This is a genomic window from Mammaliicoccus sciuri (assembly GCF_002901825.1).
In the GTDB taxonomy this organism is placed as follows: Bacteria; Bacillota; Bacilli; order Staphylococcales; family Staphylococcaceae; genus Mammaliicoccus; species Mammaliicoccus sciuri.
The window spans coordinates 287,383-310,985 of sequence record NZ_PPQD01000017.1 but is presented as its reverse complement, the minus strand read 5'-3'; the positions used below and the strand labels follow the sequence as shown (position 1 = coordinate 310,985).

Sequence of the window (23,603 nt, the reverse complement as noted above, 5' to 3'; positions counted from 1 at the left end):
GCAATACCTGCTATAAATGTTAAAGCAGAAATAACGAGTAATACTTTAGCTAGTTTATACATATCAAAATTATCCAATATGTCTCCTCCTTATTTCAATGTTACAACTGTAACACCAAATCCACCTTCTGAAGGCATACCTGTACGATATGAATCTACAGAACGATGTTTTTTAAGGTGGTCAGCTACACCTTTTTGTAATGCACCTGTACCTTTACCATGAATAATGTTTACTGTACCGTAATTAGAAAGTACTGCTTGATCGATATATTGGTCTAATTCTAACATAGCATCTTCATATCGGTAACCACGTAAATCTAAATCCATTTTTATAGTAGATCGATTCGTTCTAGGAACAACCTTACTTGGTTGTTGTTTCTTTTTATCTAGTTTTTCTAAATCTTTTACTTCTATTTTCATTTTTAGTATACCCATCTGAACTACTACTTCTTCATCGCTGATTACATCGATAACTTCACCTTTTTGACCGTATGATAATACTTTAACGTCATCACCTTTTTCAATCTTATCGTGACGTTCTTTCTTAACATTTTGTTTCAGAGATTGAGATGTATATTGATTATCAAGTCGTTTCTTTCGCTCAATGAGTTCATGCTCTTTTACATTTGCAGCTGAATTATCTCGCATATCTCTAAGTTCTTGAAGGATTGTTTCCGCTTCTTCAGTCTTCTGTTTAACTTCTTGATTGGCTTTATTTCTCGCTTCATCCATCAATTGTGTTTTGAAGTTTTCAAATCGTTGTAATTCCTGTGTTAATGATTGATGCAAGTCTATAGATTCTTGTTTTAATTTTTCAACTTCAATACGATCATTTTCAACAGATTTAGCATTTTTCTCAAGTGATTCTATCATGACATTGATTTCTTTTTCATCTTGACCAATCAGTGATTTTGCATGATTGATGAGTTCATTTTTAAGCCCTAATTTTTTAGAAATTTCAAATGCGTTTGAACGTCCTGGTATGCCCATTAATAATTTATAAGTTGGTCTTAAAGTTTCAACGTCAAATTCAACACTCGCATTCATCACTTTCTCTCGATTATAGCTATATGCTTTAAGTTCAGGGTAATGTGTTGTAGCCATGATTAAAGCATCTCTTTCAATCGTATAATCTAAAATACTCATTGCTAATGCTGCACCTTCACTAGGATCAGTCCCTGCTCCTAATTCATCAAATAATATTAATGAGTCTTTATCCGCTTGATCAATAATATTGACGATATTTTTCATATGTGATGAAAACGTCGATAACGATTGTTCAATAGATTGTTCATCACCAATGTCACAAAATACTTTCTTAAATATCGTTATAATTGCGCCATCTAATGTAGGAATTAACAAACCAGATTGTGCCATTAACGTGATTAGACCAACTGTTTTTAAAGTAACTGTTTTACCACCTGTATTAGGACCTGTAATAATAACAGCATTAATATCTTCTTTAAATTCAATCGTATTGCTGACCACTTCTGATTGATTAATTAAAGGATGTCTTGCTTTAGGTAAATATATCGCTCTATCTTCAGATATGATTGGTTTAGTAGCTTTAATAGTTGCACCAAATTTAGCTTTTGCTGTTACAAAGTCTAAATGCCCCATAACTTCTGTGCTTGAAATTAATTCATAGCCTACTTCGCTAACTTGTTCTGTCAGAATATATAACAATCTATCTTTTTCTTCTTTTTCTTTAGCTTTAACTTGAGCGATTTGATTATGCATTTCAACAATTGCACTTGGTTCAATATATAATGTTTGTCCAGATGCTGATTGATCATGTACGATACCATTAAAATCTTGACGATACTCTGCTTTAACCGGAAGTACATGTCTATCATTTCTAACCGTTACAATTGAATCCGATAATTTCTTCTGATTAGCTGAAGATCTAACCATTTGCTCTAATCTCGATTTAATACGATCGTTCGTTTTTTTAATTTGATGTCTCAATTCAGCTAATTTCGGACTTGCCGTATCAAACAAATCGTGTTCGTCACACTGTTCATTTATTTGATTAAGCAATTCACTTAAAACTGGCAATTGCGCTACATAACCATCGATATTTGGATAAAGGATTGCTTCATCTTCATCAACGATACTTGCGTAAAATGTTTTGAATCTATTTTGAACTTGAATATTACGTTTAATTTGGTTTAATTCTTCAACGTTTAACAAACTGCCAATTTCTGCACGTCTCACATAAGACTTAATATCTTTTAGGCCTGAATAACCAGGTACTCTATGTTTATTATAAATTTGAGTCATTTCGTCTGTTTCATTTATGCTTTGCTGAACTGTTTCAAGTTCATCACTTGGTTTAAGTTCGTTAATAATACGTTCAGCAATATCACTTGTCGCATGAGTAGACAATTGTTGAATAATTAAGGGATATTCAAGAACTTTTAATGTTTTCTCATTCATATTATCTTCCCTCTTCTTTTAATACTTTATTTTGTTAATTGGATCCATTTTTTAAATGCTTCACGTGATTTAGCATTAATCACTTGTGATTTTTTAACCCAACCTTTTTGAGCCGTCCCAACACCATATTTCATGAAATCAAAATGATCAATATGATGGGCATCTGTATTGATTGTAATCATTAGGTCAGGATTATTTTTTAATACGTCAGCGTTTAAATCTAATCGTTGTGGATTAGCATTCAGTTCTAATACTGTATTAGTTTCTCTTGCCATTTTAATAAGTTCATCAATATTAGGACGGTATCCTTCTCTTCTACCAATAATTCTACCTGTCGGATGTGCAATATGTCTCACATATTGATTTTCACATGCAGTTCTAAGTCTATTCATAATTTCTTCTTCAGATTGATTGAAACTTTGATGAATTGCTGCAATAACATAATCTAATTCTTTCAATACGTCATCTGGATAATCTAAACTACCATCTGGTTTAATATCCATTTCTGTACCACTATAAATATCGATTTCTTTATACGATTCATTCAGTTTTTTAATTTTTTCGTTTTGTTCCAATAAACGTTCAATAGATAATCCATTTGCTACTGCTAAACTTCTAGAATGGTCTGTAATACAAATAAATTGATATTGACGTTCAATTGCCGCTTCAATCATTTCTTCAAGTTTAAAAGCACCATCACTATAAGTTGTATGCATATGAATATCACCGTTAATATCTTCTAACTGAATGATATCTTGAATATCTTTATCAAATTCTGTACCATCCTCACGCATTGTTGGTGGTATATATGACACGTTAAAATGATCATAAATTTCCTTTTCACTTTGATAAGTAATAATGTTACCATTTGCTTCTTCTATGCCGTACTCACTTACTTTTTCATTTTTTTGTTTAGCAAGTTGTCTAATTTTAATATTATGATCTTTTGAACCTGTAAAATGTTGCAATGTATGATAGAAAGCTTCTGGTTGAATCAGTCTAAAATCAACACCAATAACATCATCTTCAATTTGTAAATCTAGTGAAACTTTCGTTTGTCCAACAGCAATTTGTTCTTTAATATCTGGAAACTCGAGCAGAGCTTGTTGTACGTTTGTAGGTTCTTCAGTCGAAATAATATAATCTAAGTCTTTGCTCATTTCTTTCATTCTTCTGAAACTACCTGCAACTTGATATTGATTAATGTCTTCAATATTATCTAAAAATTGATTAATAACTTCATGTGCTTTAATCATAGTATTGATTGAATATTTTTCAGGTCGTTGACCTAACACTTTTGCTTCTTCAAGAAGTTTTTGTTCAGTCTTTTTCGCAAAGCCTGGTAATTCAGACACTTGATTATTTTCACACGCTTTGATTAAATCTTCTTTATTTTTTATATCTAATTCTTTATATAATTTCGCTATTTTTTTACTACCTAATCCAGGTATTTTTAGTAATGGAATGAGTCCTTCTGGAATTTCTTGTTTTAACTCATCTAAATAACTTTGTGTCCCATTATCTATATATTCATTTATGACATCGCCTACACCTTTACCAATTCCTTTTAAAGATGTCACATCTTCAATTTCATTTAACGTTCTTTCATCTGTTTCTAATGATTGACTCGCTTTTCTGTATGCGGATACTTTAAATGGATTCTCACCTTTAATTTCCATGTATATTGCAATTGTTTCTAACATTTTTACGATATCTTTTTTTGTTAACATGTCTATTCCTCCGTAAAAAAAGTCATAGGTTCTCCCATGACTTTTTTCAATATGAATTCATTTAATTTGAAAGCCATTTTACTAATTGTTCAGATAAGAATGGTGTCTTTGTTAATACTGCATTTCCAATAGAAGACTGTTGCAATGCATCTATAAAAGGTGCTACAGGAATAACTGCAAATGCTGCTAATATGATAATCACAACTAAATACGCTTCTATAAATCCAAGTACGATACCAAAGTACCTTGCATATTTACCGCCAAATTCCATTTGATGATAAAAATCAAATACTGTTGCTACAATTTGTAAAATTATTTTAGTGAAAACAAATAAAATGAGAATCGCCATAATATTATAAAATGCATTCTCATTGTTAATATTATTAAATATTGCATTCTTACCTTCTGTAGACGCACTCGGGTAAGGTAATATTAAATGCAATTGCTTGCTAAATGGTGCGTAACAAATGCTGGCAATCACCAATGAACTAATCGTGCCGATAGAATGTAATGATTGTAATACTAAACTACGTCTATATCCAATGATGACACCTATAATTAAACATAAAAATATAAGTAATGTTATCATTCTAAATGTCCTTTATTTTTTAATTGTTTGATTTCTTCTCTTAACTTTTCATTTTCTTCTTCTAATTTAACATATTCATGCATAACATTAACAGCTGTAAGAACAGATTTACGCGTTGTATCCAAGCCTGCATTTAATTGCCCGAGCGCTTGCAACTTTTCATCCACTCTACCAGCTACATATCGAATATGTGATGGATCGTCTTCACCAATAATTGTATAATGTTGATCATTTATAACCACTGTCACTCTATTTTTATTTTCACTCATTATACTACCCCTGTTCAAATTATAAATGGATTTCTATATATGTAATCATACTATATTATACATGACATAAGTTCATTTGTGTATGAATATCCACCAACTTGATTTGAGAAAATTCGTTTATATCATAAATTTATGCTACTCTATTTATAGAAAAAATTAAAAAGGCAGGACTTAAAAGTGGCAAACATCGTAAAAACAATTGACTCCAATACAATCAATCAACTTATAAAACAATATAATATGGAAACAAAGAACTTACCAACTGGCACTTTAGCCCGCAAGAAAATAAAAAGTACACAAGTCCAAATATACCGTTCAAAAAAAATAATGTTTCAAGGTAAAGATGCAGAACAAGTAGCAAGTGAAGTACTTAAACAAAACATTACATCATCACCATCTAAAGCAACAACTGTTACAAAAAAATATGAATTTGATATACATAATACAATTGGTAGTGATGAAGCAGGAAGTGGCGATTATTTTGGACCACTCACAGTATGTGCAGCATACGTATCTAAACAAAACGCTAAAATTTTAAAAGAAATTGGTGTGATGGACTCCAAGTCTTTAACTGACCCTAAAATTGTAGAACTAGCTGAACAAATAATACAAATATGCCCTCATTCTCTAATTGTACTTGATAATCCCAACTACAATACAAAGCAATCAGAAGGTTGGAGCCAAGTTAAGATGAAAGCAGTCCTTCACAATCAAGCTATTAAAAATGTCATCTCACGAATAGACGAACAAGAATTAGAACAAATTGTGATTGATCAGTTCGTGCAAGCAAGCACATATGAGCGATATATTATTGGTCAAATGCCACGTAAAGACATTACACACTTTGAAACAAAAGGTGAATCAAAATCAATCGCAATTGCAGCAGCAAGTATTATCGCAAGATATGCATTTGTTAAACACATGGATCAATTAGCAAAATCTTTAAATGTCATTATTCCTAAAGGTGCAAGTAATAAAGTAGATCTAGAAGCAGCAAAAATCGTCCAAAAATATGACATGCAACAGTTAGATAAAATTACGAAAACACATTTTAAAAATAGAGATAAAGTATTAGACCTTATTAATCGAAAAAGGAGAAATTAATATGTTACTTATCACATTCAGTTGGCAAGTCATTCTTGCCCTAATCATTATTTGCTATTTAATTTGGTTTATCGGTAAACAACTTACAAATTCAACAAACAAAAGAAAAAAATAATATAAAAACACAGCAACCTGATATGAATCTTCAGATTGCTGTGTTTTTTATTTATATCTCTTATGATCTTAATGTAGCACCATTTTGTTCTAATGCTGTTAAGATTTGCTCATGTACTGCTGAAACTTTATCTTCTGTTAGTGTTTCATTAACGTCTAAATAATCTAAGCGAATTGCGACCGATTTCTTGCCTGGTTCCATATGTTCACCTTCATAAACGTCAAATACTTCTACGTGATTTAATATATCTGCACCATTTTCATTGATTGTATGAATAAGTGTAGCTGCCGTAACTTCTGTGTTAACAACAAGTGCAATATCTCTTGAAACTCCTGGGAATTTTGGAATAGCTTCGTATTCAATTTTGCCGACAGGTTGTTTTAAGATTTTTGTGAAGTTTAATTCAAACACATAAGTGCGGTCTAAGTCGTTTTCTTTTTCAACTTTAGGATGTAGCTCTGCTATTAAACCAACAACTTCTTCATTTAATTTAACGTATGCTGTTCTACCTGGATGTAATAAGTCTAATGTCGTCGCTTCATATGTGAACGTTAAATTTAATTGTTCTGCAATACGTTCTACAATACCTTTTACTAAGAAGAAATCAACTGGCTCATCTTTTTGTTGCCATTTGTTACCTGTATATTGTCCTGTTAAAATACCACTTAAAAATTCAATTTCTGTTGGTAATTGATCTTTTCCGTTACTATAGAACACTTTACCAAGTTCATATAAAGCAACGTTTTTATTTTTACGTGCTACATTATAACGTGTAGCGTCAACAAGTCTAGGTAATAAACTTTGACGTAATACAGCTTGATCTTCACTCATAGGCATCATAAGTTCTACAACTTCTTGTTGTTCTATAGTATAGTTTTGAGCGATATCTTTACGAACTAATGAATACGTAATCGCTTGGTCTAATCCAGCACCTTCAAGAATTTCTTTAACTTTTCGTGTCTTCAATTGGTTATCGGTTAAATAGCCAGCAGTTGCATTATCAAAGTTTGGCAATGTCGAAGGTAATTGATCATATCCATAAATACGCGCAACCTCTTCGATTAAGTCCGCTTTAATCGAAATATCATTTCTTCTTGATGGCACTTCTACTTTAAAGGCATCTTCAGATACAATCGTTTCAAATCCTAAACGATTAAATATTGTATTAATTTCATCTGTAGAAAGATCGAAACCGATTAATTGGTTAACATCTTGTGTCGTAATGTCTATCGTACGAGACAATTCTGGTAAAGTACCGTCTGATACTACTTCGCTTAACACAGTTCCACCAGCAATATCTTGTAATAATTTTGCTGCTCTATCTAAAGCATCAAGTACTCTTTCACTCGCAATACCTTTTTCGAATCTGCTTGAAGCTTCACTTCTTAAGCCTAATCGTCTTGATGTTTGTCTAACATTTGTAGCATTAAATAATGCGCTTTCGATTACGACATTTTGAGTGTTTTCTGTAACTTCTGAGAAATCGCCACCCATTACACCAGCGATTGCAATTGGTTCTTCACCGTTTGTTATAACGAGGTCTGAAGTTAGTAGTTCTCTCTCAACATTATCTAATGTCGTGATTTTTTCATTTTCATGTGCGTAACGTGCAACAATTTGATCTGACCCAATTTGATCTTGATCAAACATGTGTAACGGTTGACCATACTCTAAAAGTACGTAATTCGAAACATCTACCACGTTGTTAATTGGACGGATGCCAGCTTTCATTAATCTAGACTGCATCCATGATGGTGATGCAGCAATTGTTACATTCTTAACAACTCTCGCTGCATAAAATGGAACACCTTCTTGATCTTGAACAGTCACTGATAATGATTGACTAGCTTGTTCTTCAGATTCATCTAAAGAAGTATTTGGGTATTGTATGTCATTGCCATATAATGCACTTACTTCATGCGCAGCACCAAGCATACTTAAACAGTCTGCTCTATTTGGTGTCAAATCAAAGTCTAATACATCGTCATTTAATAATAATGCTTCTAGTGCATCACTACCAGGCGTTGGTTCGTTTGAGAAGACGTAAATGCCATCTGCATATTTTTTAGGCATCACATTTGCATCGATACCTATTTCTTGTAATGAACAAATCATACCTTCTGATACTTCACCACGTAATTTAGCTCTTTTAATTTTAACGCCACCAGGTAAACGGCCACCTACTCTTACAACGATGACATATTGATCTTTATCTACATTTGGTGCACCGCAAACGATTTGTACGGGGTCTTCTTCACCTACATCCACTTTACAAATATTCAGTTTATCTGCTTCTGGATGTTTTTCTTTAGAAAGCACATATCCAACGACTAATTTTTTAATATCGTCTCCATAATGTGTAACACTATCAACTTCAATACCACTTCTTGTAATTTTCTCAGCTAAATCTTCAGTATTAGCATCTATATTTATATATTCACTTAACCACTCTTTACTTACTAACATTATGCTTCACCACCATCTTCTACAGGCTTAAATTGTTCTAAAAATCTCACGTCATTTGTATAGAAATGTCTAATATCTTCAATTCCATATTTCAACATTGCCATTCTGTCTGGTCCTAAACCAAAAGCAAATCCAGAATATTTATTTGAATCAAATCCTGCCATTTCTAATACATTTGGATGTACCATTCCTGAACCAAGAACTTCTATCCAACCTGTTTGTTTACAAACGTTACATCCTTTACCTTTACATTTGAAACATGACACATCTACTTCGACTGACGGTTCAGTGAATGGGAAGAAACTTGGTCTTAACCTAATTTCACGATCTTTACCAAATAATTTACGTGCTAATAATTCTAATGTTCCTTTTAAGTCACTCATTTTGATATTTTCAGCTACGACTAAACCTTCAATTTGTGTGAATTGATGACTGTGTGTCGCATCATCAGAGTCTCTACGGTAAACTTTACCTGGACAGATAATTTTAACTGGTCCAACACCATTACGTTTTTCTAAAGTTCTCGCTTGTACAGGTGATGTATGTGTACGCATTAAGATTTCTTCTGAAATATAAAAAGTATCTTGCATATCACGCGCTGGATGAGACTTTGGTAAATTAAGTGCTTCAAAGTTATAATAGTCAGATTCTACTTCATAACCTTCAACGATTTCATAACCTAAACCAATAAATAAATCTTCTAAATCTTCATTGATTTTAGTTAGTGGATGTTTCGCACCTAAACTTACTTTTCTACCAGGTAACGTTACATCGATTGTTTCATTCTCTAATTGTTGGTTTAATGCTTCCTCTTCTAAAAGTACTTGTTTAGATTCGATTTCTTTCTCAACAGCTTTACGTACTTCGTTCACAAGTTGACCGAATTCTGGTCTTTCTTCTTTAGGTAATTCTTTCATTTCTTTCATAAGGCCTGTAATAACGCCTTTTTTACCTAAATAATTTACTTTCACGTCTTGTAATGATCTTTCTGCTTTTGCTTCATTAATTCTTACAAGCGCATCTTGTCTTAATTCAGATAACTTTTCTCGTAATGACATATATATCCTCCTATTTTGGTCGAAAAAAAAGACTTCGCCTCCTCAAATATAGAGGGACGAAGTCTTCCGTGGTACCACCCAAATTTATACATAGTTATGCATACACTTATATGTTGATAACGGATCTACATTCCGACTTAAATTTCTTTAAGTAGCTAAAAAGATGAAAAAAATTAAGTTACAACATAGGATTTTTCAGTCTCGAATCCATTCCCTTGTCATGTGTAAACATTAATTTACGTCCTTTTGTTAGCTCATATTGATTATGAAATCATTATATTAAATATTATATAATTGGTCAACCTTTCAAATGATAAAGCAAGATACCACAAGAAACAGCGACATTTAAACTTTCAGCTTTGCCATATAGCGGTATATGAAGATTCTTGGTCGTTTGTTCAAGTATTGCTGAATCAACGCCTGCCCCCTCATTACCCATAATTAATGCAAAGTTTGAATGACTTTTTACTTCTCGATATTCAACTGCATTTTGAAGACTTGTTCCATAAGTTTCGCCATCAAATTGTTCCATAAATTCAAATATATCTTCCTCAACAACTGGTAAATGAAAGACACTACCTTGTGAAGCACGTAATACTTTATCTTGATACGGATCTGCACTACCTTTTGAATAAACAACAGCGTCCATACCTGCAGCGTCAGCGTTACGAATCAATGCGCCCATATTACCTGGATCTTGAACTCTATCTAATACAAGGACTTGCTTAAAATTACTCGTTTCATATGTAGGCATCTCAACAACCGCAAATATACCTTGAGGTGTCGTTGTGTCTGATAATGATTCCGCTACTTTAAAATTAATGACGTATGCTTCCTTTGCATATTCAACAATTTTCTCATCAACTCTTGCATAATCTACTGCTAATAACGTAACGATAGTCAGTTGACTATGATAAGCTTCTTCGATTAAATGAAAGCCTTCAATAAGAAATTGTCCTTGTTTAACACGTTCTTTTTTCTTTTTTAATTTATTCATTTGTTTAATTTTATTATTTTGAACTGAAGTAATTTCTTCCATAGTAACGCCTCATCTTCTCATTATGATATAAAATTATTATAAACGAAAAAAGACTGCCAACAAAGTCAAAGACATTGATGACAGTCTTAAGCACCTTAGTTTAGGTGTTTAAATATTAATTATTATTTAGAAACGACTTCTTTACCCTTGTATGATCCACATGCTTTACATACACGGTGAGATAATTTCATTTCTCCACAGTTTGAACATTCTACCATACCTGGTACTGAGATTTTGAAATGCGTACGACGTTTTCTTTTAGCTGTTTTTGAAGTTCTTCTAGCTGGAACTGCCATGTCTTATTCCTCCTTAAATTTTATAAACACTTTTCCGATTATTTTTCGTCATCGAAGAATTGTTGTAATTTTTGAAGTCTTGGATCAACTTTCTTTTCAGTTTCTTGTTCTGAATCTTCGGTTGACTCAATTTGATCTTCGCCAATAACTTCCCAACCATCGCCTGCCATTGAAATATCTTCGCTACCTTCAGAGAATACTTGTAACGGTTTCTCTAAAATAACAAGTTCTTCAATGATTGGTAATAAATTAATCATGCCGCCTTCGAGTTTATGTCTCAATTCGTCATCATCATTATTACTTTCACTAAATTCATCTAGCTCAAATATTTCTACTGATGTAGTATCAAATGGTAGCTCTACTGGCTTTAAAGTACGGGCACATGGTAACGTCAATACACCATTAATGTCAAGATTGACAATTATCTCATGCATTCGCACTTGAACGTCTCCTGTTACTTTTATTGGAGATATATCGATAAGTTCATCTACCCTATCAATAAGGTATTTCATATCGATTTCTTTATCAAAAGTAAATGGTTCGTTTTGGTATTTTTTAAGTTGTGTTATTGACCACTTCATCTGGGTTCACCTCTTACAAACACAAAAATTATTGTAACCTTAACGACAATGTTTGTCAAGATTTTTTCTTAACATTCATTATCTGATACAATACTTATGATGAAGTGAAATGGGAGGAAATGCAAATGAAAAGTGTTGCTTTAATAACAGAATATAATCCATTTCATAATGGGCATGTATATCACGCAGAATCTTCTAGAAAATTAACAGAAAGTGATGTTGCTATTTCTATTATGAGTGGTTCTTTTACAATGCGTGGAGAACCAGCAATTTTAAGTAAGTTCAAGCGGGCTGAAATGGCTATTCAATATGTAGATTTAGTCATTGAATTGCCTCTTGTATATGCCATATCATCTGGTGATTTATTTGCTAAAGGCAGCGTTCAAATAGCAGAACAACTTGGATGTAACACATTATCTTTCGGTAGTGAATCAGGAAATATTGATGATATTAAAAAGGTCATACACGAAATAGACCAAGTATCTAAAAGTGATAAATATAAGCAAATGCTTAAAGAAGGTAAATCACATCCTAGAATCATTTCAGAATTAATACCTCATAATCAAATGCTTAAAGGTTCAAATAATTTACTCGCAATTGAATATGTGAAACATATTATGCAACATAACTTAGCAATAGAACCGACAACAATTAAAAGAAAAGACAATATGTATTTAGATGCTCACTTAAACGAAACGACACACATTTCAAGTGCGACTTCTATACGTAACGCCTATTTCAAACATGACGATACATATCAATTAAGTTTACCGACAACAAGTTCAAATATATTAAAGCACGCTCATGCAGTCAACTGGGATCACTTTTTCCCATTTTTAAAATGGACATTATTAAGAGCTACTCATGAAGAATTGAGAAACATATATATGATGACTGAAGGATTAGAATTCAAAGTAAAAAAAGAAATTAAAGATAGTATGAACTTTGAAATGTTTGTACAAAAACTCAAATCTAAAAGATATACGTGGACAAGAATACAACGCTTGTTAACCGCAATTTTGTTAAACGTTACGAATGAACAAGTTTCTGATTATAATCCAACTGCGATACGTGTACTTGCAATGTCTAAAAAAGGACAAGCTTATTTAAAATCTATTAAAGATGAATGTCCATTACCTATCGTCACAAATGTTAATAAACAAACTGCTATTCACTTCACAAATGAAATAAAAGCAACAGATTTATATCAATATATTTCAGGTGATTCTGATACTGATTTTAATAAACCAGTCATAATAAAAAACGCATGACATATGCATGCGTTTTTTATTATGACTCTTTATTTTTAATTTTTTCTTTCAATGCTTTATTCACATTTTCAGGAACAAATTCCGAAATATCGCCGTCAAATTGAGCAACTTCTTTCACAACACTCGAACTTATAAATGAATAATGATTATTTGTCATCATATATAATGTTTCAATGTCGTCATCTAATTTTTTATTCATAGATGTCAATTGCATTTCATACTCAAAGTCACTAACAGCTCTTAATCCTCTTACAATCGTGTTAGCATTTATTTCTTTACAAAAGTCTACAAGTAAACCATGAAATGAATGAACCACTATGTTTGGTACATCTTGTACCGCTTCTTTAATCAATTCAACACGCTCTTCTGTACTAAATAAGCCTTTTTTAGAACCATTTTTCAATACAGAAACATGAATCTCATCAAAAATTTTAGCACTACGCTTAATAATATCAATATGTCCTAATGTTATTGGATCAAAGCTACCTGGAACAACTGCTATTCTCTTAGTCATTGTCTTCTCCTTTTGTTAGCAACATAACATGCGTCAGTCCATATTCATACTTTTTAAGAACTTTAAACGCACCCGTATCTATGTCTTCACTTTTATCAAATTCGCAAATTATTGTACCATTTACATTTAATAAGTCAAACGCCTGAATTTTTTCTAATGATTGATCTATAAGCGATTTCCTATAAGGTGGATCTAGAAATATATAATCAAACTTAATGGCGCGCTTATTTAAAGCTTTTAACGCTCTAATTGCATCATTTTTATAAACTTCGTATTGAGTTTCAGATATATGTAATGTATTTAAATTTTCTTTTATCATTTTAGTCGCTTTGAAATTACCGTCCACAAAAATCACTTTATCTAAACCTCTAGATAATCCTTCGATACCAAGTCCACCGCTGCCAGCAAACAAATCTAACCCAATACCTTCTAAATCTTGAAGGCCATTAAAGATATTCTCTTTCACTTTATCTGTTGTCGGTCTCGTTGATTGACCATCTATTGTTTTTATATGAAGTCTCTTGTATTTTCCACCTATTACTCTCAATGTTAATCATCACTTTCTTTATTATTAATTATTATTTATACTTATCCATATAGTATTTAAACGAAAACGAGGTTTATAAAAATGAAACAATCATTTATCGTCATCGGTCATGGTCTAACTGATTTATTTGAATTTCAAACGTTAATCGAATATAACCATGAACGTATTTCCGACATTATTATGTTACATACACCATTATCTAAGGAGAAACTATCTTCAGCTTGTATCATTATGAAGCCTACTAAAGGTCAACATTTCCAAGCGATTTACATGATAATGGAAGGTATTAAATATCCTTACCCTGATTCAAATAAGAAGTTTGATTTAATCAATGAATGGGCAAATGCATATCACATACAAGTTAAAGGTCTAGATGTTAAATCTCGTGCTGATTTCGCTGAAGATGAACTTTACTTCGCCTATTTAAAAGGTGTATTAAGACTTGAAAGATACTTGCCACCGCTTCAATAGTTAAAAGTTTAAATACTCTTTTTTGTCCGTATTCGAATTAGAGTAATCTCTTTTAACATATTTAAATGGTGAGACTTTTACATCTTTAACATATTTTAGTTTCATTAAATGTTGAACAGTGTCATCTATTTTATCTTCATTTGTATATAACATGACGTATTGTTCTTTTCTATGTGCAAAGTATATATTACCAAACTTGCGTAATTGTCGTTCGTGTTTCATATTTTTTAAATATACGACAATACTTATTCGTTCTACTAATTCCATCAAAATAACCTCCTAACGCTTTTTATTTTTATATTAGCACTTTCTATAAAATGATGAAAGAAGATAACTTCAAGCGTAAGTGACTTGCTTTCTTATCTTAAATCAATTTGATAGAATATATATAAGTCTTTATTTGCATTTCGAAAGGATAGGATAACATGTCAAAAATTAATTTATTAAAAACAACAGGTCTTATCGGAGGCATTGTTGCAGGTTCTTGGATTGTGACAAAAGCAACATCAAACGTTAAACCACGTACGATTAAACCATTCTTTACACAACCAGCTCCTTATGTATTCGCTCATCGTGGGGGCATGGCGTTAAGACCAGAACATACACGCTTAGCTTTTGATCATGCACTAAAATACGAAGTAACTGGATTTGAAGTAGACGTTCGACTTACTAAAGATGAAGTACTTGTCGTAACACATGACAACACTGTTGATCGTACAAGTAACGGTTCAGGGTATATAGGTGATCATACATTAGAAGAACTACGCCAATTAGATTTCGGTTACCACTTCAAAGATATTAATAACGAGCATCCTTATAGAGGAGATGCAAAAGCTAAAATCGTCACTTTAAAAGAGCTATTAACTGAATATCCAGATGTCTTAGTAAATATAGATATTAAAGATCATCCTGAGTCATATAGCGGTAGTTTAGCACCTTCTCACTTATACCGTTTAATTACAGAACTTAAAGCTGAAGATCGTGTTAATATTACGAGTTTCTATGATGAACAAATTGATCGCTTTAATTTATATGCTCAAGATTCTATTGCGTTGGGGACAGGACAAAGCGAAGTAGCAAAAGCTTTCTTAGCTTATCAATCAGGATATGGTCATACGTATCAACCTAAATCTGATACATTCCAAATACCAACACAAGCTAAAGGTCTTCCGTTAGACTCTGAAGGTTTCATTCAATTTTTAACATCACTTAATATATCTGTTGCTTATTGGGTTGTAAATCAAATCGATACAATGGACGATTTAATCCAAAAAGGTGCACATACGATTGTAACTGATCGCCCAGATACTGCGCACTTCTTAATTAAAAAACACTACTAATTTAAAAAGCTTTCCATCTGTCTAATGACAAATGGAAAGCTTTTTTTATGTTATGTTGAACAGCCACAAGATCCACCAGTAGAACAACCGCCACCGTGTGATTCGCTACTAAAGAATGGATTACCCGTATCCACTTTAACATTGCTTGAAACTGAATAAGAAACAATGCTAATCACTTCATCTAATAAATCTTGTAACGCAGTTTCTTTAGTCTTAAATTCAGAAACAACTGGATGCATTTCATATGCTCTCTTTTGTTGTCTTGTTTCTTTCATTACTCTATTGTAATCAGGATGATATCTACCAAATCTTAAACAATCATCATAATGTGATTTAATTTGATCAAATTTTTGCCTTAATATTTTAACTTCAAAATTTGTTTCAAGTTGATGTTTTGCTTCGAGATATTCTTGATAAATATATGAATCCTTAATACATGCGCTTAATTCATCTGATTGATCAAGTATATCAACTGTTTCTGCAGTAAACATAATATGATTCCCCCTTATTCTTTATTTTCTTTGAAAACAAGTGAATAGTATTCGCGAGAATTACCAGCACCAAATTCATCATATTGACTACCTAATAACTTTTCTCTATAGGTGTTGTTGTTTAACCAGCTATTGATAAGTGTTGGTACATCATAGAAATTGTAAGCTAAATTTTGGTTAATGGATTCATATTCAATCTTTTGATTATTGATATGTTTTGTAATGCCATCTTCTAATGATTTAACTGCTTCTTCCTCATTGATATCATCTTCAATTAAATCTGCTTCCATTTGTGTTATATACGTAAGTTGATCATTAATCTGTAATGGTTTGACATCTTTCATCTCTCTAATTTCATTAACGATTTCAAGAAGTGATAAATCTTTATTTATATGAGCTTGAAAGTCTTGTTTATCTGTTCTCTTTAGTTTGTTATCTTTATCACCATTTATTTTAGACATTGAAAAAGGTGCATTTTCAATAACAACATCTGAATCCATAAACTGTACACCCATAACTTCATTTGTTTCACTATCAATTAAGACCTGTGTATAAACATTACCATATTTAATCAGTAATTGTGTCTTAATATCACGTTCAGATAACTCTAATTGATATTTTCCATATGTACTTTCAATAACTGGTTCCATATCTATATTTGTACCATTGAAAATCTTTGTTGCATCTTGTTTCATTTTAATCGGTGAAACATTCACTTTATTTCCTGTAGCAAATACTGAAGAGACTTTATCATTTTTAGTAGATATTAAATAATAATGCTCTTTATTTTTGAAGACATAATTCTTTCGACCGTGCTCTGCCTTATATACCCTATCTGGTTGTCCTAAATCATTTATGACTTCTTTAATATTTTTATAGACATATGTACCTACGCCTTCTTTCAACTTTGCATTACCAGTTGATTTTTCAGCTTGCTGCTCATAATAATTCTCATTTGCTTTATCATGAGAGTAGTTAGGATTCTTTAAAACATCAAATTCTAATTTAGGTGAATAGAATAAATAAAAGAGTACAATGATTAAAATAGTTATTGCTACAACTTTTATGATAATATTTTTCAACTATTTACCTCCTCATTTATTCCTATATTCAATTATATCATTTTACAGGAAAACATTTACCTAAATCAATCGAAATGTTGTCATATTTGTTAAATATAAATGTACATTGCAACATTGGCGCTTTTATCATAAAATAAACTTAAAGGTACTTAGAGGGAGGAAAAATACATGGTATTTGATAATACAGGTCTTGAAAAGGTTATCATAGAACAAGAGCTATTAAAAGATGTTATGAATAAACATGGTTTTATTGCTGGAGGACATTGGGATTATGAACGTATCACTTATGATTTTAAATATGAAATAAGTGAAGGCGTCTATTACCTAAGAATTCCTGGTTATGCACTTAAAGGGGACATCGGTGCCAATAACGCAACAATTCAATTAATGGATCCATATCTCGGTAAACACTATTATCCAACAGGTGTAGAATATGGAGATGATGAAGTTTACCCAGATAATTTAGTTGCACATTGTAACTTACTAATTGAACGTATCACATCAGATATTAATGCATTAAATACATTAGGTACGCATTAATTAAAATAATACTAACAGAGTAGAGACGTGATATTTCACGTCTCTTTATTTTTATATAAATGAGCAAAGAGGTTATCATTATGAAAAAATGGATAAACAAACGAAACATAAGCATATTCATCATTATAGTTTTATCTATTCTATTTATTTATTTCATTTTACCGATATCAATTCCTTTAATAACAGCACTTGTTATCGCATTAGCGCTCAACCCACTTGTTAATAAATTAGCACATAAAATTAAAAGTCGAAAATGGAGCGTTACGATTATTTATACGTTACTCCTCACAATAACAGGATTTATTATATTTTTATTTTTAACAAAATTAATAGACCAGATTGTACTATTTATTAAAGATTTACCTAATAAAATTAATATTCTCATCACTGTAATTGAACAATATAACGACAAAATGAAAGCTATATTACCCGATGAAATGGCAGTAACAATCAACAAAGAACTACAGAATTTTGTTGCTTCATTGAGAGATTCAATCGCAAATTATTTAAGTGTTGAAAATATAACAGAAGTTGTATCTTCTTTACCAGGTTTCATTATAAGCCTTGTTGTATTTCTTGTAGCATTATTCTTATTTATGCTAGAAATACCTAATATTCATAAATTTATAAAGCAACATCTTTATCCGTCGACTTATCATGAAGTTTATAAAATATACAATAAAATAGGTCATTCTATTATCGGGATGATATCTGCTACTGTTGTATTAAGCTTTATAACTTGGTTATTTACTTATGTTGGTCTACTGATTATCGGCGTTGACTCAGCGTTTGTCATCAGTTTATTTATATGGTTTATAGACATCTTACCGATTATTGGTGCGACAGGTTTTACAATTCCGTGGGCAATCTACGCATATATAGTTGGAGATTCGACACTCGGTATCCAACTGATTATTCTATCTGTTATTTTACTCGTTCAAAGAAAAATATTAGAACCTAAAATATTCGGTACGGGTGTCGGTTTATCTCCATTACCCACTTTAATATCCATGTTTATCGGTTTAAAATTACTCGGCTTTATTGGATTCTTTATCGGACCATTATTCTTAATCGTCATCAAAACGATACTAGAATCTGGTCTTATCAAAACAGACTTTAAAATATAATATGAGCAAAAAACCTCTCAATCCGTTATAAGCAGATTGAGAGGTTTTAATTTAATGTCCTAAAATTGCTTTTATCATAGATGTTGTATCTCCACCGTGATAGAACACATATAATAATAAATAAACGGCAACACCTGTAATAGCTGTACAGAACCAAATAATAGATGTTACTGGCCCAAATTTACGGTGTCTATCAAGTTTATTCGTCCAACCTAAATAAATCGTATAGATCCCCATCACTGCCCCGACAGTCGCTAGCGTTATATGGAAAATCAAGAAAATTGTATAATAAATTTTAATATTATCCGGTCCACCAAATGAAGTATTTCCAATAAATACTGTTCTACTAGCATAAATGGTAAAGAATACGACTGCAGCAACTGCAGCAGATATCATAAATTTTTTATGTGTTTCAATTTTTCGTTGTGCAATAAAGTACCATCCAATAGCAACTAAAATTGCGCTTAATACGATGAAAGTTGTACTTATTGTCGGTAAAATTGGTAAATTCATTTTCATACATCCTATCTAAATTGATTATATAATGCTTTTTGCTCTTGTAATTTTCTCAAGCTATCTTCAGTGATTTGCTTTTCATTTTTCCTCTCATATCTAAACCATCTCATGAAAATGATATATAAATAAATACCAAACACGATTTCTTGCATAACTTTCATGATGACGCCACCTGTTTGCTGATCTTCTAAAGGTGTGAAATTCGTAAAGTATTCTGGACCAGATAACCCTGTTCCTTGTACGACTGTATTTAACGTATCAGCAGGTACACATAAAGTCATCGCACCAAGCCATGCTTTACCTGATGTGTATGTTTCATACATTGCAGTTCCACTAAATATGATAAGTCCACATGAAGGTGTTAACAGTACACCGATAAAGAAGATATATAAGATTTTCTTAATATTACTCATGTGCAATTCTTCAGGAATATGTTTATTAAATATTGGATGCCACATAAACCATGCACTAATGAATAAAATAATCGTATATAACTCATGCAAAACAAGATCTTGTTTTAAAGTATCTAACACAAGTGGTATATGATATACAGAGAATAAACCGTTAAAAAGAAAAATTGCTAATATCGGCTTTGTAAATAATTGAACAATCTTATTAATTACGGGTAGCTCTTCTACATATTTGATGATGTACTCTGGGATAGCAAAATACAGTAACGGAACTACAATTAAAAATAACAAAGCCATTTGCAACATATGGAAACTAAAAATGATGTGTGAAAGCAGATCAATAGGTCCACCTTCTAAAAAGTATATCGTTAACATTAAGATAACGAAAAGTGTTGCTTCACCTTTTCTTAAAGGTCTTCCACCTGGTATATCTTTATACCATTTTCCACAAATTAAAAAGTATAAGATTATTACACATAATACGCCTACAAAGAAGAATGGCGTCCAGTTTGCCCAAAAACCGAATATAGATATTGAGGTTAAGTTACCCATCTCTTTACACTTCCCCACTTAGTCATTACTTTCATTATAAAATTTAATCCACCGTTAAACAACCCAACAATGTAAATAGTTATGACAATGATATGACCAATTATGAAAGATAAAAAGACTCGAGAACTTATATAACAAAGTTCTCGAGTCTTTTATAAATTATTTCGTTTTTACGAATAACGGATCGCCTAACCATACGATGTAAATAAACGTTACGACGAACGATAATCCAAAGAATACACCCGTAATCATGAATAATTTTGATATGCCATGTTTTTCAGCTTTCATATGCATGAAATAATAGAATTGTAATACAACTTGTAGTACTGCTAATCCTAAAATAACTGGAATAACGAACTCTTTAGGAAGTTCAGCAGCAACTAATGCGAAAGCAACAAAAGTAACAAAAATCATAATAGCAAAGTTTGTAACTTGCATACGCATTTCTTTTGTACTTTTACGCTTTCTATACTCTCTAAGTGCTTGTGCGTCATGATTTATTTGTTGACTCATATTATCCTAACGCTCCCATCAAGTATACTACTGTAAAGATAAACACCCATACAACGTCAATGAAGTGCCAATATAAAGCAGCAGTATTAAATTTATGTGCATTATAAATACTTAATCCTCTACCTCTATTACGGAAGATGAGTAATGTTAACCATACTAGTCCTATAAGTACGTGGAATCCGTGTGTTCCTACCAAGAAGTAGAAGGCACTACCAAACGCACTTGAACGGAATGTATGACCTTGATGTACATACTCTACGAATTCATAAATTTCTAATCCTAAGAATCCTAATCCTAACAGTATTGTAATACCAATCCAAAGGAATAATCCTTTAGCATTGAAATTACGCATATGGTATAAAGCATATACACTTGTTAGAGATGATGTTAATAATAACATTGTCATTACGAACGCTAATGGTAAATGGAATAAATCTTTAGCTAATAAATGATCTTCACTTGGCACAGCATCTTTTAATGCTAAGTAAGTAGCGAATAGTGATGCGAATAATGCAACCTCTCCACCTAAGAACACCCAAAATCCTACGAGTTTATTCTTACCTTCCATAGATGCTGTTTCAGGATGGTTTGGCCAATTGTCAGCTGTAAATTTTGCTTCTTCATGTGACATTAACGCTCACCCCTTTCATACTCTAATAACTCTTCTTTAGAAATATGGTGACCATGATCATCTTTAAGTGATCTCACAATCATACTTCCTGCAGTAATACCTAAACCAAGAATCAATACATAAACTGCCCATGGTTTTTCATGTAAATCTTTAACTGCATCTAGAGCCCATTCTTTACCATCTGCAAAATACATAGCACCAAATGCTGCTACGAATAAACCGAACGCTTGCATGAATGGAATAAATGAATTGTTTGGCATATGAATCTCATCTAAAGATTCAGCTGGAAGAATTTTTCCGTCGCCTTGTGTTTTTTCAATCCATAATGCATCTAGTCCACGAACTAATGGTGTTTGTGCAAAGTTATAATGAGGTGTTGGTACAGGTAATGCCCATTCTAAAGTACGACCGTCTCCCCAAGCATCTTTTCCAACTTTTTCACCTTTAGCCAATGTCATGATTACATTGATAACTTCAGTAATAACAGCTACTGCCATGAAGAGTGCACCAATTGTTGATACTAAGTTTGGTATGTCATATCCTTGACCAGGTAAGTATGTAAATACTCGACGTGGCATACCCCATAGTCCTAAGAAATGTTGAATTAAGAATGTTAAATGGAAACCGATAAAGAATAACCAGAATGTTACTTTACCTAATTTTTCACTTAACATTTTACCAGCTATTAGCGGGAACCAATAATGTAAACCAGCTAATAAAGCGAATACTACACCACCAACAATTACGTAGTGGAAGTGAGCAACGATAAAGTATGAGTCATGTAATTGATAGTCAGCTGGTGCTGATGCTTGCATGACACCTGTTACACCACCCATTACGAATGATGGAATAAAGAATAATGCATATAACATTGGTGTTGTGAATTCTACGCTACCGCCCCATACAGTCAGTAACCAGTTGAATATTTTCACACCCGTCGGAACAGCAATTGCCATTGTTGCAACAGCGAAAATCGCGTTAGCTACTGGACCTAAACCTACAGTGAACATGTGGTGAGCCCAAACCATGAATCCTAAGAAACCGATTAATACTGTAGCGAATACCATCGCTGAATAACCAAATAAACGTTTTCTAGCGAATACAGGTATAATTTCAGAGAATATACCAAACGCTGGTAATACTAAAATATAAACTTCTGGGTGTCCAAAGATCCAGAATAAATGTTCCCAAATAATTGTGTTACCACCTTGAGAAGCAACAAAGAATGATGTACCAAACATTCTATCGAATATTAATAAGAAAATACCGATAGTTAATGGTGGGAATGCAAATACGATTAATGTAGAAGCAACAAATGTTGTCCAAGTCATTAGTGGCATACGCATATACGTCATACCAGGTGCTCTCATGTTAACGATTGTAGCTACAAAGTTAATACCAGCAATTAATGTACCAGCACCAGAAATTTGTAGCCCTAGAGCATAGAAGTTAATACCATGCCCTGCCGATTCTAAAGATAAACTTGCATAAGATGTCCAACCTGCGTTAGGCGCTCCACCTAAAATCCAAGATAAGTTTAAGAATATTCCACCAAAGAAGAATAACCAGAAACCTAATGCATTTAAGAATGGAAATGCAACATCTCGTGCACCAATTTGTAATGGAACAACTGCGTTCATATAACCGAATAATAAAGGCATTGCGGCTAAGAATATCATCGTTGTACCATGCATTGTGATAATTTCATTAAACAGTCCAGCTGTAACAAAGTCGTTTTCTGGAACTGCTAACTGGATACGAATTAACATTGCTTCGATACCACCGATAGCAAAGAATAATCCCCCAGCAATTAAATACAAAATAGCAATTTTTTTGTGGTCGACTGTTGTTAAATAGTCCCAAATAGTCGATCCAAACCCCTTTTTACTTTGAGTAGACACTAGAGTAACCTC

General features: G+C 32.2%; 25 protein-coding genes. 6 read left to right on the top strand and 19 right to left on the bottom strand.

Annotation, left to right across the window (positions count from 1 at the left end):
* Positions 1-89: 89 nt before the first annotated feature.
* The 4 genes from CD035_RS03975 to zapA form a co-directional block, all read right to left on the bottom strand.
* On the bottom strand, positions 90-2,438 hold the full coding sequence (locus tag CD035_RS03975) for an endonuclease MutS2 (protein WP_048542305.1): 2,349 nt from the start codon (positions 2,436-2,438) through the stop codon (positions 90-92).
* Between the two features lie 26 nt (positions 2,439-2,464).
* Positions 2,465-4,168, bottom strand: coding sequence for a DNA polymerase/3'-5' exonuclease PolX (polX, locus tag CD035_RS03970; RefSeq protein WP_048542304.1), 1,704 nt, complete (start codon positions 4,166-4,168; stop codon positions 2,465-2,467).
* A gap of 61 nt (positions 4,169-4,229) precedes the next feature.
* Entirely contained in the window at positions 4,230-4,757 is a 528-nt protein-coding gene (locus CD035_RS03965; RefSeq protein WP_048542302.1) for a CvpA family protein, read from the bottom strand.
* Positions 4,754-5,026, bottom strand: a complete 273-nt coding sequence (gene zapA / locus CD035_RS03960; protein ID WP_025904633.1) for a cell division protein ZapA — start codon at positions 5,024-5,026, stop codon at positions 4,754-4,756. Before zapA ends, CD035_RS03965 begins: the two co-directional genes overlap by 4 nt.
* 177 nt (positions 5,027-5,203) lie before the next feature.
* Here zapA and rnhC point away from each other — a divergent pair, with 177 nt between their 5' ends.
* Positions 5,204-6,130, top strand: coding sequence for a ribonuclease HIII (gene rnhC, locus CD035_RS03955; protein ID WP_048542300.1), 927 nt, complete (start codon positions 5,204-5,206; stop codon positions 6,128-6,130).
* A gap of 175 nt (positions 6,131-6,305) precedes the next feature.
* On the opposite strand, the gene pheT is transcribed toward rnhC, so the two are convergent.
* The 5 genes from pheT to CD035_RS03930 form a co-directional block, all read right to left on the bottom strand.
* Positions 6,306-8,711, bottom strand: coding sequence for a phenylalanine--tRNA ligase subunit beta (gene pheT / locus CD035_RS03950; RefSeq protein WP_048542298.1), 2,406 nt, complete (start codon positions 8,709-8,711; stop codon positions 6,306-6,308).
* The gene (gene pheS, locus CD035_RS03945) at positions 8,711-9,769 is read right to left on the bottom strand and encodes a phenylalanine--tRNA ligase subunit alpha (RefSeq protein ID WP_048542297.1); all 1,059 of its coding nucleotides are present in this window, start codon (positions 9,767-9,769) and stop codon (positions 8,711-8,713) included. Before pheS ends, pheT begins: the two co-directional genes overlap by 1 nt.
* Positions 9,770-10,067: 298 nt before the next feature.
* The gene (locus tag CD035_RS03940) at positions 10,068-10,808 is read right to left on the bottom strand and encodes a TrmH family RNA methyltransferase (RefSeq protein WP_048542295.1); all 741 of its coding nucleotides are present in this window, start codon (positions 10,806-10,808) and stop codon (positions 10,068-10,070) included.
* A 122-nt stretch (positions 10,809-10,930) separates the two neighbouring features.
* Positions 10,931-11,104, bottom strand: a complete 174-nt coding sequence (gene rpmF / locus CD035_RS03935) for a 50S ribosomal protein L32 (protein WP_025904638.1) — start codon at positions 11,102-11,104, stop codon at positions 10,931-10,933.
* 38 nt (positions 11,105-11,142) lie between these two features.
* Positions 11,143-11,685, bottom strand: coding sequence for a YceD family protein (locus CD035_RS03930; protein WP_025904639.1), 543 nt, complete (start codon positions 11,683-11,685; stop codon positions 11,143-11,145).
* Between the two features lie 125 nt (positions 11,686-11,810).
* On the opposite strand from CD035_RS03930, the gene CD035_RS03925 reads away from it, so the two are divergent.
* Entirely contained in the window at positions 11,811-12,956 is a 1,146-nt protein-coding gene (locus CD035_RS03925; RefSeq protein WP_048542294.1) for a nucleotidyltransferase, read from the top strand.
* Positions 12,957-12,975: 19 nt separating this feature from the next.
* On the opposite strand, the gene coaD is transcribed toward CD035_RS03925, so the two are convergent.
* Both coaD and rsmD read right to left on the bottom strand, forming a co-directional pair.
* On the bottom strand, positions 12,976-13,470 hold the full coding sequence (coaD, locus tag CD035_RS03920) for a pantetheine-phosphate adenylyltransferase (RefSeq protein ID WP_037587476.1): 495 nt from the start codon (positions 13,468-13,470) through the stop codon (positions 12,976-12,978).
* Entirely contained in the window at positions 13,463-14,017 is a 555-nt protein-coding gene (gene rsmD, locus CD035_RS03915; RefSeq protein ID WP_048542292.1) for a 16S rRNA (guanine(966)-N(2))-methyltransferase RsmD, read from the bottom strand. The genes coaD and rsmD overlap by 8 nt, the downstream gene beginning before the upstream one ends.
* A gap of 81 nt (positions 14,018-14,098) precedes the next feature.
* Between rsmD and CD035_RS03910 the strand changes: the two genes are divergently transcribed.
* Positions 14,099-14,488 carry a DUF7147 family protein gene (locus CD035_RS03910; protein ID WP_025904643.1) on the top strand — a complete coding sequence of 130 codons (390 nt, stop codon included), beginning with the start codon at positions 14,099-14,101 and terminating at the stop codon, positions 14,486-14,488.
* On the opposite strand, the gene CD035_RS03905 is transcribed toward CD035_RS03910, so the two are convergent.
* The gene (locus tag CD035_RS03905; protein WP_037587474.1) at positions 14,489-14,755 is read right to left on the bottom strand and encodes a DUF2129 domain-containing protein; all 267 of its coding nucleotides are present in this window, start codon (positions 14,753-14,755) and stop codon (positions 14,489-14,491) included. It lies immediately after the preceding gene.
* Between the two features lie 158 nt (positions 14,756-14,913).
* Between CD035_RS03905 and CD035_RS03900 the strand changes: the two genes are divergently transcribed.
* Entirely contained in the window at positions 14,914-15,828 is a 915-nt protein-coding gene (locus tag CD035_RS03900; protein WP_048542289.1) for a glycerophosphodiester phosphodiesterase, read from the top strand.
* Between the two features lie 50 nt (positions 15,829-15,878).
* Here the strand turns inward: CD035_RS03900 and CD035_RS03895 are convergent, their stop codons facing one another.
* Together CD035_RS03895 and CD035_RS03890 are read right to left on the bottom strand one after the other, a co-directional pair.
* Positions 15,879-16,319: a YlbF/YmcA family competence regulator gene (locus tag CD035_RS03895; protein ID WP_048542287.1), complete on the bottom strand. Its 441-nt coding sequence runs from the start codon at positions 16,317-16,319 to the stop codon at positions 15,879-15,881.
* A gap of 14 nt (positions 16,320-16,333) precedes the next feature.
* A complete protein-coding gene (locus CD035_RS03890; protein ID WP_048542285.1) occupies positions 16,334-17,401 on the bottom strand; it encodes a CAP-associated domain-containing protein in 1,068 nt (355 codons plus the stop codon).
* A gap of 168 nt (positions 17,402-17,569) precedes the next feature.
* Here CD035_RS03890 and CD035_RS03885 point away from each other — a divergent pair, with 168 nt between their 5' ends.
* Positions 17,570-17,941, top strand: coding sequence for a YugN family protein (locus tag CD035_RS03885; protein WP_048542283.1), 372 nt, complete (start codon positions 17,570-17,572; stop codon positions 17,939-17,941).
* 80 nt (positions 17,942-18,021) lie between these two features.
* A complete protein-coding gene (gene ytvI, locus CD035_RS03880; protein WP_048542280.1) occupies positions 18,022-19,068 on the top strand; it encodes a sporulation integral membrane protein YtvI in 1,047 nt (348 codons plus the stop codon).
* 51 nt (positions 19,069-19,119) lie between these two features.
* Here ytvI and CD035_RS03875 read toward each other — a convergent pair whose 3' ends face one another.
* The 5 genes from CD035_RS03875 to ctaD form a co-directional block, all read right to left on the bottom strand.
* Positions 19,120-19,581 (bottom strand): DUF420 domain-containing protein, encoded by a 462-nt coding sequence (locus CD035_RS03875; protein WP_037587463.1) that lies wholly within the window; start codon positions 19,579-19,581, stop codon positions 19,120-19,122.
* Between the two features lie 11 nt (positions 19,582-19,592).
* Complete coding sequence (gene ctaG, locus CD035_RS03870) at positions 19,593-20,546, bottom strand: cytochrome c oxidase assembly factor CtaG (RefSeq protein ID WP_048542279.1); 954 nt, start codon at positions 20,544-20,546, stop codon at positions 19,593-19,595.
* Between the two features lie 159 nt (positions 20,547-20,705).
* A complete protein-coding gene (locus CD035_RS03865; RefSeq protein ID WP_048542277.1) occupies positions 20,706-21,059 on the bottom strand; it encodes a cytochrome C oxidase subunit IV family protein in 354 nt (117 codons plus the stop codon).
* Position 21,060: 1 nt separating this feature from the next.
* Positions 21,061-21,690 carry a cytochrome c oxidase subunit 3 gene (locus CD035_RS03860; RefSeq protein WP_048542275.1) on the bottom strand — a complete coding sequence of 210 codons (630 nt, stop codon included), beginning with the start codon at positions 21,688-21,690 and terminating at the stop codon, positions 21,061-21,063.
* Positions 21,690-23,591 (bottom strand): cytochrome c oxidase subunit I, encoded by a 1,902-nt coding sequence (ctaD, locus tag CD035_RS03855; protein WP_048542273.1) that lies wholly within the window; start codon positions 23,589-23,591, stop codon positions 21,690-21,692. The genes CD035_RS03860 and ctaD overlap by 1 nt, the downstream gene beginning before the upstream one ends.
* Positions 23,592-23,603 lie beyond the last annotated feature (12 nt).